Here is a 15,702-nt window from a genome sequence, read left to right as displayed (position 1 = left end):
TTTGGCTAATTGCCATTGGCTTTTAATACCTGTTCTTTAAACTGACGGCCTCTGTCTTCATAGCTTTTGAATAAATCAAAACTTGCGCAGCATGGAGATAATAAAACCGTATCTCCTGTTTTAGCAAGAGATTTTGAAATCTTCACTGCTTCTTCCATACTAGAGGTGTCATATATAAATTCTTTTTTGTCTTTAAAGAAATTTATAATTTTCTGGTTATCAATTCCTAAGCAGACAATTGCTTTTACTTTTCTTTTGACTAAGTCCTCAATTTCGGTATAGTCGTTTCCTTTGTCTAAACCTCCAACAATCCAAACTGTAGGGTTTTTCATACTTTCTAAAGCGTAATACGTTGCATTAACATTCGTCGCTTTACTGTCATTGATGTATTTAACGCCTTCAAGTTCAGTGACGAATTCCAGTCTATGTTCAACTGCCTGAAAGGTCATTAATGAATTTCTGATACTTTCATTATTGATCTTCAGTATTTTACCTGCAATTGAAGCGGCCAAACTGTTGGCTACGTTATGATTTCCCAGCAATGATAGTTCCTCAATTTTCATGGAGAATTTATCCTGAAAATCCACTTCAATATTTTCTCCGTCAACAAATCCTCCTTCAGACAATTTCTCTTTTGTGGAAAAAGGGATCATTTTCGCTTTTATTTCCAGCTTTTCAAGAAGATTTTTGCTCATTTCATCATCTTTGTTATAGATGAAAAAGTTGTCATTTTCCTGATTTTCAGTAATTCTGAATTTTGCCAAAGCATATTCTTCATAATTGTAGTTGTACTGATCCAAATGATCCTGTGACAAGTTCAATAATAAAGAAATATAAGGTCTGAAATTCTGAATATCATCTAACTGGAAAGAGCTTACTTCCAATACATAATATTCATGATTTTCATCTGCAACCTGCTTGGCAAAGCTGTATCCGATATTTCCTCCTAAACCAACATTCAATCCGTCATTTTTTAAAATATAATAGATTAAAGAGGTGGTCGTTGTTTTTCCGTTGCTTCCTGTGATCGCGATAATTTTTGCATCTGTAAACTCCGAAGCAAATTCAATTTCAGAAGAAAGTCTTATTCCTCTTTCATGAATTTTGTGAATAATTTCTGCCTTTTTCGGAATTCCCGGACTTTTTACAATCCAGTCTGCATTTAATATTCTTTTTTCATCATGGTTTTCTTCTTCAAACTCAATGTCATTCTCCGTAAGAAACTGCTTATAGTTATCCTTAATGGCTCCTTTGTCTGAAAGAAAAACTTCCAAACCTTGTTTTTTAGCCAAATAAGCAGCTCCACAACCGCTTTCTCCTCCTCCTAAAACAACTATTTTCATACTATTTTGATTTAATGACTGAAAGATTTAAATGATTCAAAAATTTTTAATACTTAAATGTTTCAATTTTAAATTAATTCTTATCTCATTTTTAATGTGATAAGGCATACAATTGCCAAAATTACCCCAATGATGATCATTCTGTTGACGATTTTACTTTCATGGAAACCGCCTTTCTGATAATGATGGTGTAATGGTGACATTCTAAATAATCTATTGTTTTGGGCATATTCCAGCCCGAATTTTTTCTTTCTGTATTTGAAAACGACTACCTGAAGCATTACAGACAGGTTTTCGATCAGGAAGATTCCGCATAATACCGGAATCAATAACTCTTTTCTTAAAATAATAGCTAAAACGGCAATAACGCCTCCTAACATCAAACTTCCGGTATCCCCCATGAAAACCTGAGCGGGATACGTATTGTACCAGAAAAAACCAATTACTGCACCCACCATTGCCACGGCAAAAATGGTGGTTTCTCCCATATTCGGAAGGAACATGATGTTGAGGTAATCTGCAAAAATGATGTTTCCTGATAGGTAAGCAAAAAGCGCTAAAACTAAAAGAATCACGGCACTGGTTCCTGCTGCAAGACCATCAATTCCATCGGTAATATTGGCTCCGTTGGAAACCGCTGTTACGATGAATATTACAATAGGAATGAAAACAATCCATGCCCATTCGTGAGCGTCTTTATCATTCATCCAGAACAATATTCCACTGTAATCGAATTCGTTATTTTTAGCAAAAGGAACCGTAGAAACTGTGATTTTTTCAGTAGGCATAAAGTTTTGCTCTACATTGTTTCTGTTTACTACTTTCGCATCTGCATATTTTCTTTTAACTGTAATATCGGGATGGAAATACATTGTAATTCCGATAATTAAGCCTAATCCAACCTGTCCTACAATCTTAAATTTGCCACTTAGCCCGTCTTTGTTTTTCTTTATTTTCTTTAAATAATCATCCAGAAAACCAATCGCACCCATCCAGATCATAGAAACTAAGAGAAGCACAATATAAATATTTGTAATTCTGGTAAATAATAATACCGGAATAATGGTAGCAATGATAATGATAAGTCCGCCCATTGTAGGCGTTCCCTCTTTTTGCTTCTGACCATCCAATCCGAGATCACGAACCAACTCGCCCATTTGTTTTGATCTCAAATAGTTGATGATTCTTTTTCCATAGACAAGAGCAATGATCAAAGAAAATAAAACAGCCATTCCTGCCCGGAAAGAAATGTACTTCAACATTCCTAATCCGGGAACATGAATTCCGTGGTTGGTTAAATATTCGTATAGATAGTATAACATTTTCTTCTGGTTTAAGATGTAATAAGTTTGTTTTAAATCAAATTTTTACTTACTCATTAATTTCCAAAGCTCATTGATTGTCTCTTTGTCATCAAAATGATGTTTTACACCATTAATCTCCTGATACGTTTCGTGGCCTTTTCCGGCTACGAGAACAATATCTTTAGGTTCTGCAAACTTGATCGCCATTTTTATGGCTTCTTTTCTATCAGGAATTGAAGTGTATTTGCTGAAATTCTGAGGTTCAACACCTACTTCAATCTCTTTTATAATTGCTGCCGGATCTTCCGTTCTCGGGTTGTCTGAAGTGATAATTGCCAGTGTTGATTTTTTGGTGGCAATATTTCCCATTTCAGGTCTTTTGGAGTGATCTCTGTCACCTCCGCAACCGAAAACTGTAATTAATCTTTCGTTTTTGGTTCTGATATCATTAATGCTGTCCAAAATGTTTTCTAAAGCATCCGGAGTATGTGCATAATCTACAATAAAGAAAATTCCACCATCAGATTTAAAAGTTTCAAATCTTCCTGAAACTCTTTTCAACTGACTGATTGCCTGCAAAATTTCATCCTGCTCAAAACCAAGCTCAGAAGCAATTCCGAAAACCAATAATAAATTGTAGACATTAAATTTTCCGGTGAGAGTTGTCCAGAACTCTTTTCCGTTGAAATTCAATAACATTCCATTGAAATCAACTTCTAAAAGCTTCCCATGAAAATCTGCCATGGTTTTCAAAGCATATGTTCTTTTGATAGCTTTTGTATTCTGAAGCATGACATTTCCGTTTTTATCATCTACATTGGTGATGGCAACGGCAGTATTTTCCAATTGGTCAAAAAATCTTTTCTTGGTCTTTAGATATTCATCAAATGTTTTATGGTAATCTAAATGATCGTGTGTAAGATTGGTGAACCCTGCTACTTTAAAATGAAGTCCTTCAATTCTGTTTTGAGCAATTCCGTGAGAACTTACTTCCATGAAAGCAAATTCGCAGCCTTCTTCAACAGCCTGAGCCAGAATTTTATTGATGGTAATCACATCCGGAGTCGTGTGTGTCGCCGGAATTATTTTTTCTCCAATCCTGATCTCAACGGTAGAAAGCAAAGCAGAATCGTATCCTAAATTTTTGAAAACATCAAAAAGTAAAGTAGAAACAGAAGTTTTTCCATTAGTTCCCGTAACTCCGATTAATTTTAATTTTTCAGAAGGGTTCCCGTAGAAGTTGGAGGCTAATTGTCCTAAAGCTTTAGATGAGTCTTTTACCTTTACGTAGGTAACATTTTCATTCAAATTTTCAGGGAACTCTTCACAAACAATTGCTTTTGCTCCTTTTTCAACAGAAGATGCAATAAATGAATGCCCATCCACAACCGTTCCTCTCATTGCAATATACAACGAGTCTTCCGTAACCTTTCTGCTGTCGAAAACCAATTCAGTAATGTCACGGGTATTGTCGCCGTGAATTTCTAAGACTGGGATTCTTTTTAATAATTCAATTAACTGCATTTCTTTGATGCTTTATATTTTAATTCTGCAGAGATAAATAAATTCTCTGGTTTTTACTTATTGTTGTGCCTTCCAACGGAAACTGCTGGGTTATTCTGCCAACGCCCTTGTAATCGACACGATATCCTAAATTCTCCAGTTGCGGGATGATATTTTTACCGATCAATCCTACGACATTGGGCATTTGTTTATTATTAACAGCTACTTTTACATTAGGTTCCACCATTTTGTTAAGGTCGACCTTATTGCTCACAAGCATTTCTTTTTCAATGTTTTGTGGTGTTTTCAGGAAAGTTTTCCCTGCAATTTCCTTAAATACAGGTGCAGAAACTGTTCCTCCGTAAAATCCTTTTGCCGTATTCGGTTCGCTGATCATTACATAACATGTATACTTCGGATTATCAGCAGGATAAAAACCTGCAAAAGATGCACGGTATTTCATTGGACCAGGCAGCCAGTATTCAAATCTAGCTGTTCCTGTTTTTCCTGCCATTTTCAAGTTTGGCGTGAAAATACTTTTTCCTGTTCCTTTCTCTACAGCTTTTGTCAAAGCGTGAGTCATCATTTTAATGGCTTTTTCAGAGGCCATTTTATTCACCATTACTTCAGGTTTTGAGTTGTACATCACCTTTCCGTCTTTCATGATCTTATCGATGAATAGTGGTTTTAGCATTTTACCACCATTAGCAACTCCGTTATAGAAAGTTGCTAATTGTAAAAGGTTTATGTTTGAAGCATATCCGTAAGCTAAAGAAGCTAAAGCAGCCGGATTCCATCTTTTGCTTTCCGGAGTTACAAATCTTGGTTTTGTGATTCCCGGAAGTTCGATATCCATTTTGTCGAATAATTTCCAGCGTTTCAAATGATCCAGGAATATTTGTGGATTGTCAGCGTAGTATTTTGTAATCAGTTTTGCAGAACCTACGTTACTTGATTTTGCCAAAACATCACTGATGTCATAAGTTCCGCCTCCGTGACCGTCTGAAATTCTCTGTTTTGCATATACCCAGACTCCGTTTCCTACATCTACTGTTGTATTTTCATCAATGAAACCGTCGTCCATTGCAGCTAGTAACGAAATGGTTTTAAAAGTAGAACCAGGTTCTATGTTGTCTTTTATAGCATAATTATAAGAATCAACATATTCTCCATTATCGTCTCTTCTTAGATTGACCATGGCACGAACTTTTCCGGTTTCCACTTCCATTACAATCACGGTTCCGTGTTTCGCTTCGAAATTGATCAATTGTTTTTCGAGTGCAGAATGTGCAATGTCCTGAATTCTGAGATCTAATGTTGTGTAAACATCTTCACCATCAATAGGTTCCTGAACTTTCCAGAAATCAATCGGTTTCCATTGGGATGAATTGATTCTCTGTTCCAGTCTTCTTCCGTCTGTTCCTCTCAGGTATTTTGAAAAAGCACCTTCAAGACCGGCTTTGTGTTCCCCGTCGTCCATTCCGATAGTTCCGGCTCCGATTTCTGAGGTTGCGAGTTCTCTTTTGTAATTTCTGTCTACGATGAAGCCTCCTTTGTTTTTCCCTTTTTTGAAAATCGGGAATTTTCGGATTCTGTCGTATTGGTCAAAGTCAAGGCCTTTCACCAGTGTATAATACTGGTTTTTATTTTTTCTTTGCTCGTCAAATTTCTTTCTGAATTCAACTCTTGATTTTCCGAACATTTTGCTTAAAGAATCCGTTAGAGCGCCAATATTGTTGGTGTAAACGGTATCTTTCATCGTTTTAAAATCCAGATAAATGTCGTAACGCATGACCGTTGTGGCAAGGATAGAGCCGTCGGAAGCGAATAGATTTCCTCGGGCAGCTTTCAGAGTGGCTTCCCGATAATTTTTATTAATGTAATCATCTTTAATTTCCTGAACATTAGTGTTTTGTAAGATAATTATTCTTGTCAAAAACATTACAAACACGCACAAAGCCACCACTGCGAAGAGGTAGCCCCATCTTAACGTTTTTTTACGTTTGTTGTCGTATTCATTTTGCTTTTGCATCTGTACTGTCCAGTTTTATTAGCAGTTTGTGAGGATGGTTTTCCAGGGTCATCAAAGAATCCCGTGCGACTTCTTTCCCCAACTCCGATTCCATTTTTACTTTGATCAGCTTACTTTGTGCGTAAGCGTTTCGTGATTTGTATTCTTCAGTTTCTTCTTTTAAGGTATTAACAATCTTTATCTTTTTATTGACGAGATGGTTACTGTAAATCATGGCCATCATCAATATAAACAACAGGAGAAAATACTTGTAATGTATTTTGATCTCATCACGATTCAGAAAGTTTCCTTTTATAATGTCTATAAAAGTTAATTTTTTCTGAGGGCGATTTGTCGTTCTTTTTGCCATTTTGGTTGTTGGTTACTGATTGTTTGTTGTTAGAATAAAAACTATCAACTGTCAACCAAAAACTACACTTTAATTCCTGTTCTCATTTTAGCACTTCTGGCTCTTGAGTTTTCTTCGATTTCCTTGTCATCGGGAATGATTGCCTTACTTTTTACCAGTTCGAATGCTTTTTTATAATTTCCGTAAATGTCTCTTTCGGGTTCTCCTTCAAACATTCCGTTTTTCAAAAATCTTTTTACCAGCCTATCTTCCAGGGAATGATAGGAAATTACCACCAATCTTCCTCCCGGTTTTAAAACGTTATATGCCTGAACAAGCATTTCTTTCAATACTTCAAGCTCTTGATTCACTTCAATTCTTATCGCCTGAAACAATTGAGCATAAAATTTATTCACTTTATGCGGCGGAAGATAGCTGAACAGTTTTTTCAGGTCTTCGGTTGTTTCAATACTTTTTGTTTTTCTGTGATGAACAATATCTCTGGCCAATTTTCTGGCTTCTCTCAGTTCACCATAGTAATAAAAAATGTCAGCAAGCTGTTCTTCATCATAATCATTGATGACTCTTTTAGCATCAAGTCCCTGCATAATATTCATCCTCATATCCAAAGGAGCATTGCTTCTTGTTGAGAAACCTCTTTCTGCTTCATCAAACTGATGGGAAGAAACTCCTAAGTCAGCGAGAACTCCGTCGATCTGGGAAATTCCATACATTAATAAAGAGTTTTCCAGGAATCTGAAATTCTGATTGATTAATGTAAATCTCGGATCGTCAATTGTATTTTTAAGAGCGTCTAAATCCTGATCAAAACTGAACAGTTTTCCTTTGTCTGAAAGTCTGCTCAATATTTCTCTGGAGTGACCGCCTCCTCCAAAAGTACAGTCTACATATATTCCGTCTGGATTCGTTACCAAATCATCTACACTTTGCTTCAACAAAACGGGGTTATGATACATACTTAAGTTGTGTTTTTTTTCGCTGTTAATGATCAGCGTATTATTCTTCATCGAAAGAGCCCATCACATCTTCGGCAAGACTGGCGAAATCGGTTTCATTGGTAGAGATCACCTTTTCGTAGGCCTCTTTATCCCAAATTTCAAACAATTCTCCTGCGCTTGTAATTACAATATCTTTCTGAAGATTTGCAAAATGAGTCAGATCTTTGGAAATCTGTAATCTTCCTGCGTTATCGAGTTCCACTGTTTTTACTCCTGCCGTAAACATTCTAATGAAATCAGCATTCTTTTTAATGAATCTGTTCAATTTATTAATTTTGCCCATCAATTTATCCCATGCGTTCATGGGGTAAACTTCCAGGCAAGGTTGGAACACAGATCTTTTGACTACAAACGCCTTGTCGTCGAAGTTTTCCATCTGTTTGATTAAAGATGAAGGAACTTTTAGGCGGCCTTTGTCGTCAATTTTACACTCATATGTCCCAATGAAACTTTTCATTTGGAGCAAATTTATATAATAATTTCTAAAATTTCCCACTTTTTCCCACTTTTTCCCTTAATGTTAATAAGTTTTATTAAAGATTTAGCTTTGATGGTGTAATTGTTTGATATGAAGAAGGTTGTATTTGTTGTTATTTATGCCATAATAAAGGGATTTTCAAAAAAATAGCTAAAAAGAGGATTATTATGTTATTTTTATTTTAAATTAGAGTATTCAAAATTTTTTTGAGGTTTAATTTGTATTTTTGCAAAGCTTTATTACAGGCATTATATGATATTTAGTACAAAAAAAGAAAAGAAATATACCTTTGTAGAAGCGGGGGAAGGACATCCATTGGTGTTGCTGCACGGTTTGATGGGTGGTTTGAGTAATTTCGATAAAATGGTGGATTTTTTTTCAAGCAGGGGATTCAAAGTTTATGTTCCTCAATTACCGATCTACGATTTGCCGGTACTCAATACCAATCTTACAACTTTAGCAAAATATATAATAAAGTTTATTGATAGCCATATTCAGGGACCTGTTACTATTGTTGGAAACTCAATGGGAGGTCATGTCGGGTTAATTTTAACGCTGGCAAGACCTGATCTGGTTAAAAATCTTGTTCTTACAGGAAGCTCCGGTTTGTACGAAAGAACTTTCGGCGACAGTTTTCCAAGAAAGAATGACCGTTCTTATATCAGAAAGAAAACAGAAGAGGTTTTTTATGATCCTGCTGTTGCGACTGAAGATTTGGTAGACGAAGTTTTTGGTGTTGTAAATGACAGAATGAAAGGAATTAAAACTGTAATGTTGGCAAGAAGCGCGATCAAACACAATATGCTGAATGATTTGCCTAAGATTCTGACACCGACATGTCTGATCTGGGGAAAACAGGATAATGTGACTCCTCCTGAAGTTGCGGAGGATATGCACAAATTTATTCCGAATTCGGATCTGTTCTGGATCGATAAATGTGGTCATGCAGCCATGATGGAAAAACCAGATGAATTCAATGAAATTCTGTATAATTGGGTAAAAGATAAAGTTTAAAATTAAAATATAAAATGACCATTAAGAGCTTTTCTTAATGGTTTGTTTTTCTAAAATATTCTATAGAAATGGTTATTAAAACAGCAACGTTTGTAAAAAGTAGTGGAAAATGGCAGGATTGTCCGGAACCTACAATTCCCGAATATGCATTTATCGGAAGATCCAATGTTGGAAAATCTTCGTTGATCAATGCAATGATGAATCATAAAGATTTGGCTAAAACTTCACAGACTCCGGGAAAAACGCAGCTTATTAATCATTTTATCGTTAATGACAGTTGGTATTTAACCGATTTACCGGGCTATGGATATGCAAAAGTTTCAAAGTCCCTCAGAAAGGATTTCGAAAAGCTGATTACCAATTATATTTTAAACAGAAGGAATTTGGTAAATCTTTTCGTGCTGGTGGATTCAAGGCATAAACCTCAGGCAATTGATCTGGATTTTATCCAATGGTGCGGAGAAAGTGGAGTGCCATTTTCGATTGTATTTACAAAAGTGGATAAATTAAAGCCAAATATCGCTATTAAAAATGTAGAAGATTATAAAGCAGAACTTCATAAAACCTGGGAAGATCTTCCCGAGTTGTATGTGACTTCTGCAGAAAAGAAAGTAGGGGGTGAAGAAATCTTAAACTTTATCCAGAAGACTAATGAGTTTCTGATTAATAATAATGTGAGTTTTGATGAGTAACATAATCTGGAAAATAAAAACATTCGACAAATTTACTGTTCCAGAGTTATATGCTGTCTTAAAAGCGAGAATCGATGTTTTTGTCATTGAACAGAATTGTCCTTATCTCGATCTGGACAATTATGATCAGAAGGCGGTTCATATCTGGGCGGAAGAAGACGGAGAAGTTTTGGCCAACTGCAGAATTTTCGACAGAGGAATAAAATATGAAGAGGCTTCTATCGGAAGGGTTTTAACAACGGAAAAAGCAAGAGGAAAAAGTCTGGGAAAGCTATTGATACAATATGCTGTTGAAACGATAGAGAACCGTTTTCATACTTCTGAAATCAGAATTTCGGCACAGGATTATTTATTGAAGTTCTATGGTGATTTCGGGTTTGAAGATACCGGGAAAAAATATTTGGAAGACGACATTCCGCACACGGAAATGTTGAGAAAATAAAAAAGCGGGGAAATTATTTTCCCCGCTTTTTTTGATAGTTAAATATATATGGAGTGTTTTTATTTTCCTGAAATTGCCTTTAAGATGATAGGCTCCAGATTAGAAGGAAGATCTGCAGATTTGATCTGATAGCTTTTGATTTTCATTTCTTTGAACCAGTTTTCCCAATATTCTTTGATGACGGCCTCTTCAAATGGGTTTCCTTTTTCCGGGTTGATTCCTAAAACGATCACTTCGAGATTGTTCAGATTGTCATTGGCTTTTACAAACCCCAATTTGTTTTTCTCAATGATATTTTTAAAATCTGTGGTGGTAAGGTTGTTGGATTTTATCAATTTTGAAGTTAAATAGGATGTTTTGTTTTCTTGTGAGAATTTAGAATCATCATGATACATATATCCGTCAGTCAAAATGAAAAGTATATTTCTCTTGTCACTTTTTATGCAATAATCTTTAACCTTATTTCTGAAAAATTCCCATATATCCGAGCCGACATATTTTCCGTCCTTTATAGCTGACTGATAAATGTTTAAAGGTAATTCAGAATATTTTTTTTCAACTAAATCAAAATAATTTCTTTGTGTATTCTTGTCGAAAGAAACTTTCAGTTCTTTCGTAAATTCATTCATCTTCGGATCGGAAGGTTCAGGATTAAAGAAAACCTGCATCTGATCGTCATAAGTGATAATTTTCTTTGATTTGATATGATTTAAAAATCCTTTTTCAATGGCTTTTATGTATTCCGTATCTCTTTGGAAATATTGCATTGTTGGATTCGGATTCTTTTGAGGATCAATTCTATCGGATAAATCAATTAAAATACTGATATTAATATTGTTTAAATCGACTTCTGGGGGGCAGTTTGTACAAGGTGGTGGTGGAGTTTTTTTACCGCAGGAAATCAAAGAAATAATCATTAATAAATAGAATATTTTTTTCATAATCTGTGATTTATAAAGATGATAAATAAACTAAATTTTGATTGTCAGAATTGGCTCCAACGGCTTCCAGATTGGTATTGTACGTTGCTATACAATCATCGATCATCGTTTGTTTTTCCGTTCTTGAAACCGCAATTTTTTCTCCGATAAAGGTGATCCAGCCCTGAACATATTCTGATGCGTATAATTTGTAATCTTTGGTCGGAATGATCACTCCGTCAATGATATTCTGAAGCTCTTCGATTCTGCCGTTTGTTTTGATGATGAGCTCTTTTATGTTGGCAATATTGGCGATAATTTCTTCAATTTCTTTTTTTAAAATATTGATCTTTTCTGAAAGAGAAATTACTTTTTTCTGCCTGATTTCCTGTTCACTTTTAATTTTGTCTTTTTCCCGATGTTCTTTCATGACAAAATCAAAAACAAGCCCCCAAATAATGTAAACAATAAATCCGGCGAAAATGATTCCCCAAAACTGAATTTTGGTAAAGGCTATTTTAAGATCAAAGGGTGGCGAATCAAAAGTTTTGTTTAATTCATATAATTTTGATTCAATTTCATAGGCTAAAATAGAGTCGAAAACAAATGTCACGATAAATAATAAACCCAATTTGATATAATTGGCTCTGATTTTATTTTCACCAAACATATGAATCAAGAATCCTAATCCCAGAAATACAAACGGAATTAAAGTAACAAAGGCTACTTCTATAAAGCCATCATACCATGCTTTCATCCATGCATTTGCATCCAAAACACTTTGAATGACGGTACTTTTTGCATCAAAACTTTTAAAAAATGCCGAATAAGAAGTTGAAATATAAAATGTTGCTAAATATAAAGTTATAGGAATCAGAAGAATCAATCCAATCCAGAATTTTGCTGAAGCTCCTTTAGTTGCTTTTACATTATACTTTTCCGGATTTCTTGGTAAATCAAGGATTTCAGCTTTTAACGTTTCAATCGTATGTTGATGATTTTCGACTTCTGTGTTTTTTGTCTTCAAAAGTTCTTCTTTGGTGCCTTGTGAAACTGTTAATGCTTTAATTTCAGTTTCCCGGTTTTTCTGTTCATTAACATAAGATTCCTTGAGCTGATGTTGCTTTTCCACCATTTCTTTTTCTTCATTCTGAAATTTAGAATACACTGCATCGAGGCAAATTGAAAGGGTAGAGTGGTTTCCGCTGGTTCGTGAACTGTCTCTGTAACCGGATTCGTGATAGGTTCTTTTCCTGCTTTCTTCAGGAGATTCGTCAGTTGGGTCGACTTCAGTTTTTGGAAGCTGTTCCTGTTTGGTTTCTATGGGAACAGATTTTAGCCTGAATAAATTTTTTATGCTTTGGGTATCCATAGTGAGTTAGTTTTTTAATTCGTATAAAATTTCGCTTTTATTCTTTCCTATTGTTACGGCTTCAATGAGGTAATCTACAATTGCTGTTACATTTTCTTCCAAAAAACCGAACATCAAAACGTATTTTTCCATTGCAGAATATTCGTTAGGTGAAACAATTCCGTCTGCCCAGATCATTACTGTGAGATCGTATAAATAATCTACTTTTTCTTCAATGGTTTTCGGAACTAATGATTTTAAATTGATTGGATTAAGAAGAATTTCGTCCAGATTTTTAGATGAAATACCTCTTTCTTCGGCACATTTGTACAGCATTTTCAATTCTAGGGCACTGAAATCATCATCACAAACAGCCATTTGATATAATCTTAAAAAATGAGCTTTGAGATTTTCGGTTATTTGATTACTTTCCATTATATTTTTTCTTCTTTTGTTTTTTTAGGATTAATGATTCTGTCTCTTGAAACAGTTCTTTGGTGTATGGGAGGTAAATGTTCTGAAGCTTCTTCGGTAATTTCTTCTTCTTTTTTCTGTTCAGTTTTTTCTATGAAATTGATCAACAGAAATAAAATTCCCGTTATCGTATCAATCGGAATCCATAAGCTCTTTCGATATAAATAAATCGGGAAAATCGGATTGAAAAGAATAAGGATGACCAGAAAAATTATATTGAAATAATGCTGTTTAAAGCTTAAAGTATTGTATAAAACCAACAAAGCTCCAATGGAAATAAGGATTCTGAGAAAAGTATAATATTCTATAGGAAGTCTGAAAATACCTGCGAAACAACAGATCGCACAGAAGGTTAGAAAAATTTTTGAAGGACTCATTCTATTCTCTTTTTGGCTTCAATTTGTTCTTCATACCAGTATTTCTGTGTACTGAAATCTAAAGGCCAATCTTTTTGAGCTTGCTGTTTTATGGAGTTGTTTTCTATTGTTTCCATATAATCATAAGCCTCAAGTTGTTCATCAATCCAATATTCCTGTGTAGAATAATCATTTGGCCAGTCTTTTTTTGCTTTTTCTTTTAGCTTAATGAGGATAGCTTCTTTTTTCGGATCTGTATTTTGTGTTTCCATCTCCTGAGGATGAACATCGGAAGTTTCAAATGATTCTAGACTTTTATAAGATGAAACTTTATTTTTCTTATCATTCATGCTTCCAAAAGCAATGAATAAAAAAAATAAAAATAGACCTGCAGAAATTATGTGTTTAAAGTTTTTCATGTTTTTTAGTGTTAAAAATTATTATTGTAGATATAAAATAGGCGAGAAATATTCCGGATAAATAAAATATGATATCTATGAAATCAAAAGTTCCCGGAATGATTTTAAAAAGCTGAAAAATTTCTGATAAAACAGCAATAAGCGGAATACTGAAAATCCAGAAAATATTTTGTTTAGTAATTGAATGTTTCCATATTTCCAATGAAATAGCTGTATAAGAGAATATCCAAAGTCCATCCGGAAGATTATAAATAAACCAGCTTGGAAAAGAATAAATGTTTTTTAATTTCTTAATGAGATTAATTCCATCAGAAAGACTGAAATATTCGAACCAACGGAACATAATAAGTTTCTCTGTTCTAAAAATGATGTAGATAAGACCTCCTGATATTATTGGAAGGAAGAAAATTACTATTCTTAGAAATCGGATCATTATTTTACATCCTTATTAAAAATATATCCTACTTTTCCGCTCTTTTTTACCTGTATTTTGTACCATGAATCTTTTTTCGATAACTGAATCAGTTTGGTGCTTTTCGCAACTTTTTCTATGACTTTAGATTTAAAAGAAGGCTTTTCGTAAATATTTGTCATTGAAGTGGCTGCAATATATCTATTGGAATTAACGTTAATGTTTACCTCATCAATAAATACTTTTGGAGGTTTATTAGATTTTGCTCTTGATTTTTTATAAGAATCTGAAGATCTGTGTTTTTTAGATTTGCTTTTTTTGGTAGAACTTCCGGAAGACGAGTTGCTTCCGGAACCGCCACCACAGACCCCGCAAGTTCCGCCGCCGCTGCAATGCCCGCATCCTGAACAATTAGAACAGGCAGTGCAATATGCAGAACCAGTGCATCTTCCATCGTGACCTACGTTGTCATTGGCTTTAAAACAAGAGTTTAAAAGAAATAAAGTGAAGGTAAGTATGATAAATGGTATTAGTCTTTTCATGTTTTTAATTATAATTTTCTAATGTTTGATGAAGCTCATTTCGATAATTATATATTTCGTCGAGCTCATTTAATTGCATTTTTTCTCCGGCATCTTTTCCGTTATGGAAGAGCTCCAGGTATTTATTATTAGTATTAAAATGCAGTCTGCAGATCGGCTTTCTGTTGTTGTCGTCCAGCAGAATTCCAAAGTAAGATTGGGTATCTCTTGGTGCGATTCTTTCCGAAGGGATTTTTTCTCTCAGGATTGCTTTCACGATTTGAAATCCTTCAGATTCTTCTTCCGTCGTAATGAATTTCGGAGTTTCAATGTTTTCATCAACGGGCTGTATATTTTTATCATCATGTTTTTCGATTTGCTCATTGATACTCAGAGCAGATTTTAGTCTAAAACTGATTGATTCGTTGATGGATGTAGTTAATGCCTTTTTAGTATACTCTTTAAATGCAATGAGTCTGTTGGCATTGATTGGTTTATCGAAAAAGCGGCTTACTAAGAGTTTGATCAGTTGATCTGAAGGGTTTTCTATCTCCTTTTCAAATTCTTTCCGAATTGCTTTGATGTATTTTAAAGCTTCTGCAGAACCTAAAATATCTTCCAGATTATAACCGGTTTTAGTAAAGCTTTCCAGGATTTTTATTGAACTGTCTTTCAGGTCTTCAAGATTTATGGTAAGAAAAGGCTTTTCATCCATAATATTGGGCTTCTCAAGGTCCGCATAAAAATTGTAAACGATTCCGTTCGTCAAAACTCCGAATCGTGTTTTTGAAACATGATAATATCTGTGAAGCTGAGAATTATGGGCGTCTGCATTTTCTTTCCAATGTTTACATTCGATAATGAAAATCGGCTCATCATTATTTTTAATTACATAATCGACTTTTTCCCCTTTTTTTGTTCCGATATCACAAACATGTTCGGGAACAACTTCCGTAGGATTGAAGATGTCATATCCTAAAATCTGAATGAAAGGCATTACAAAAGCATTTTTTGTTGCTTCTTCGGTTCCGATTTGTTCTTTTAAGCCAATGACTTTTTGATGAAGCTGTTCAAGTTTAATTTTAAGATCCATA

18 protein-coding genes are annotated in these 15,702 nt (G+C 34.5%); 3 read left to right on the top strand and 15 right to left on the bottom strand.

What is annotated here, in order from left to right:
• Nucleotides 1-5 precede the first annotated feature (5 nt).
• From murD to mraZ, 7 genes are all read right to left on the bottom strand, one after another.
• Complete coding sequence (gene murD, locus P0Y62_12960) at nt 6-1,343, bottom strand: UDP-N-acetylmuramoyl-L-alanine--D-glutamate ligase (protein ID WEK68757.1); 1,338 nt, start codon at nt 1,341-1,343, stop codon at nt 6-8.
• An 80-nt stretch (nt 1,344-1,423) separates the two neighbouring features.
• Nucleotides 1,424-2,665 (bottom strand): phospho-N-acetylmuramoyl-pentapeptide-transferase, encoded by a 1,242-nt coding sequence (gene mraY / locus P0Y62_12955; protein ID WEK68756.1) that lies wholly within the window; start codon nt 2,663-2,665, stop codon nt 1,424-1,426.
• A 45-nt stretch (nt 2,666-2,710) separates the two neighbouring features.
• Nucleotides 2,711-4,171, bottom strand: a complete 1,461-nt coding sequence (locus P0Y62_12950) for a UDP-N-acetylmuramoyl-L-alanyl-D-glutamate--2,6-diaminopimelate ligase (GenBank protein ID WEK68755.1) — start codon at nt 4,169-4,171, stop codon at nt 2,711-2,713.
• Between the two features lie 19 nt (nt 4,172-4,190).
• Nucleotides 4,191-6,182 carry a penicillin-binding transpeptidase domain-containing protein gene (locus P0Y62_12945; protein ID WEK68754.1) on the bottom strand — a complete coding sequence of 664 codons (1,992 nt, stop codon included), beginning with the start codon at nt 6,180-6,182 and terminating at the stop codon, nt 4,191-4,193.
• On the bottom strand, nt 6,166-6,531 hold the full coding sequence (locus P0Y62_12940) for an FtsL-like putative cell division protein (GenBank protein WEK68753.1): 366 nt from the start codon (nt 6,529-6,531) through the stop codon (nt 6,166-6,168). Before P0Y62_12940 ends, P0Y62_12945 begins: the two co-directional genes overlap by 17 nt.
• Nucleotides 6,532-6,593: 62 nt before the next feature.
• Nucleotides 6,594-7,487 carry a 16S rRNA (cytosine(1402)-N(4))-methyltransferase RsmH gene (gene rsmH / locus P0Y62_12935; GenBank protein ID WEK68752.1) on the bottom strand — a complete coding sequence of 298 codons (894 nt, stop codon included), beginning with the start codon at nt 7,485-7,487 and terminating at the stop codon, nt 6,594-6,596.
• A gap of 40 nt (nt 7,488-7,527) precedes the next feature.
• A complete protein-coding gene (mraZ, locus tag P0Y62_12930) occupies nt 7,528-7,986 on the bottom strand; it encodes a division/cell wall cluster transcriptional repressor MraZ (protein ID WEK68751.1) in 459 nt (152 codons plus the stop codon).
• Between the two features lie 273 nt (nt 7,987-8,259).
• On the opposite strand from mraZ, the gene P0Y62_12925 reads away from it, so the two are divergent.
• The 3 genes from P0Y62_12925 to P0Y62_12915 all read left to right on the top strand — a co-directional run bounded on the left by P0Y62_12925 (nt 8,260) and on the right by P0Y62_12915 (nt 10,155).
• Nucleotides 8,260-9,021, top strand: coding sequence for an alpha/beta hydrolase (locus tag P0Y62_12925; protein ID WEK68750.1), 762 nt, complete (start codon nt 8,260-8,262; stop codon nt 9,019-9,021).
• Between the two features lie 68 nt (nt 9,022-9,089).
• Nucleotides 9,090-9,713, top strand: a complete 624-nt coding sequence (gene yihA / locus P0Y62_12920; GenBank protein ID WEK68749.1) for a ribosome biogenesis GTP-binding protein YihA/YsxC — start codon at nt 9,090-9,092, stop codon at nt 9,711-9,713.
• Nucleotides 9,706-10,155: a GNAT family N-acetyltransferase gene (locus tag P0Y62_12915; GenBank protein ID WEK68748.1), complete on the top strand. Its 450-nt coding sequence runs from the start codon at nt 9,706-9,708 to the stop codon at nt 10,153-10,155. The genes yihA and P0Y62_12915 overlap by 8 nt, the downstream gene beginning before the upstream one ends.
• 59 nt (nt 10,156-10,214) lie before the next feature.
• On the opposite strand, the gene P0Y62_12910 is transcribed toward P0Y62_12915, so the two are convergent.
• The 8 genes from P0Y62_12910 to P0Y62_12875 are packed head-to-tail and all read right to left on the bottom strand — an operon-like array spanning nt 10,215 to nt 15,701.
• Complete coding sequence (locus P0Y62_12910; protein ID WEK68747.1) at nt 10,215-11,096, bottom strand: hypothetical protein; 882 nt, start codon at nt 11,094-11,096, stop codon at nt 10,215-10,217.
• A gap of 10 nt (nt 11,097-11,106) precedes the next feature.
• Entirely contained in the window at nt 11,107-12,447 is a 1,341-nt protein-coding gene (locus P0Y62_12905) for a beta-carotene 15,15'-monooxygenase (protein WEK68746.1), read from the bottom strand.
• 6 nt (nt 12,448-12,453) lie between these two features.
• Nucleotides 12,454-12,861 (bottom strand): hypothetical protein, encoded by a 408-nt coding sequence (locus P0Y62_12900; protein ID WEK68745.1) that lies wholly within the window; start codon nt 12,859-12,861, stop codon nt 12,454-12,456.
• Nucleotides 12,861-13,277 (bottom strand): hypothetical protein, encoded by a 417-nt coding sequence (locus tag P0Y62_12895; GenBank protein WEK68744.1) that lies wholly within the window; start codon nt 13,275-13,277, stop codon nt 12,861-12,863. The genes P0Y62_12900 and P0Y62_12895 overlap by 1 nt, the downstream gene beginning before the upstream one ends.
• Nucleotides 13,274-13,675 (bottom strand): hypothetical protein, encoded by a 402-nt coding sequence (locus P0Y62_12890; protein ID WEK68743.1) that lies wholly within the window; start codon nt 13,673-13,675, stop codon nt 13,274-13,276. The genes P0Y62_12895 and P0Y62_12890 overlap by 4 nt, the downstream gene beginning before the upstream one ends.
• Nucleotides 13,662-14,108 (bottom strand): hypothetical protein, encoded by a 447-nt coding sequence (locus tag P0Y62_12885; protein ID WEK68742.1) that lies wholly within the window; start codon nt 14,106-14,108, stop codon nt 13,662-13,664. Before P0Y62_12885 ends, P0Y62_12890 begins: the two co-directional genes overlap by 14 nt.
• Nucleotides 14,108-14,629, bottom strand: coding sequence for an SH3 domain-containing protein (locus tag P0Y62_12880; protein WEK68741.1), 522 nt, complete (start codon nt 14,627-14,629; stop codon nt 14,108-14,110). The genes P0Y62_12885 and P0Y62_12880 overlap by 1 nt, the downstream gene beginning before the upstream one ends.
• 4 nt (nt 14,630-14,633) lie before the next feature.
• Nucleotides 14,634-15,701 carry a type I restriction endonuclease gene (locus P0Y62_12875; protein ID WEK68740.1) on the bottom strand — a complete coding sequence of 356 codons (1,068 nt, stop codon included), beginning with the start codon at nt 15,699-15,701 and terminating at the stop codon, nt 14,634-14,636.
• Nucleotide 15,702 lies beyond the last annotated feature (1 nt).

The organism is Candidatus Chryseobacterium colombiense (genome assembly GCA_029203185.1).
Lineage (GTDB): Bacteria > Bacteroidota > Bacteroidia > Flavobacteriales > Weeksellaceae > Chryseobacterium > Chryseobacterium colombiense.
The sequence above is the reverse complement of the archived record's forward strand: the minus strand, read 5'-3'. Positions and strand labels throughout refer to the sequence as shown.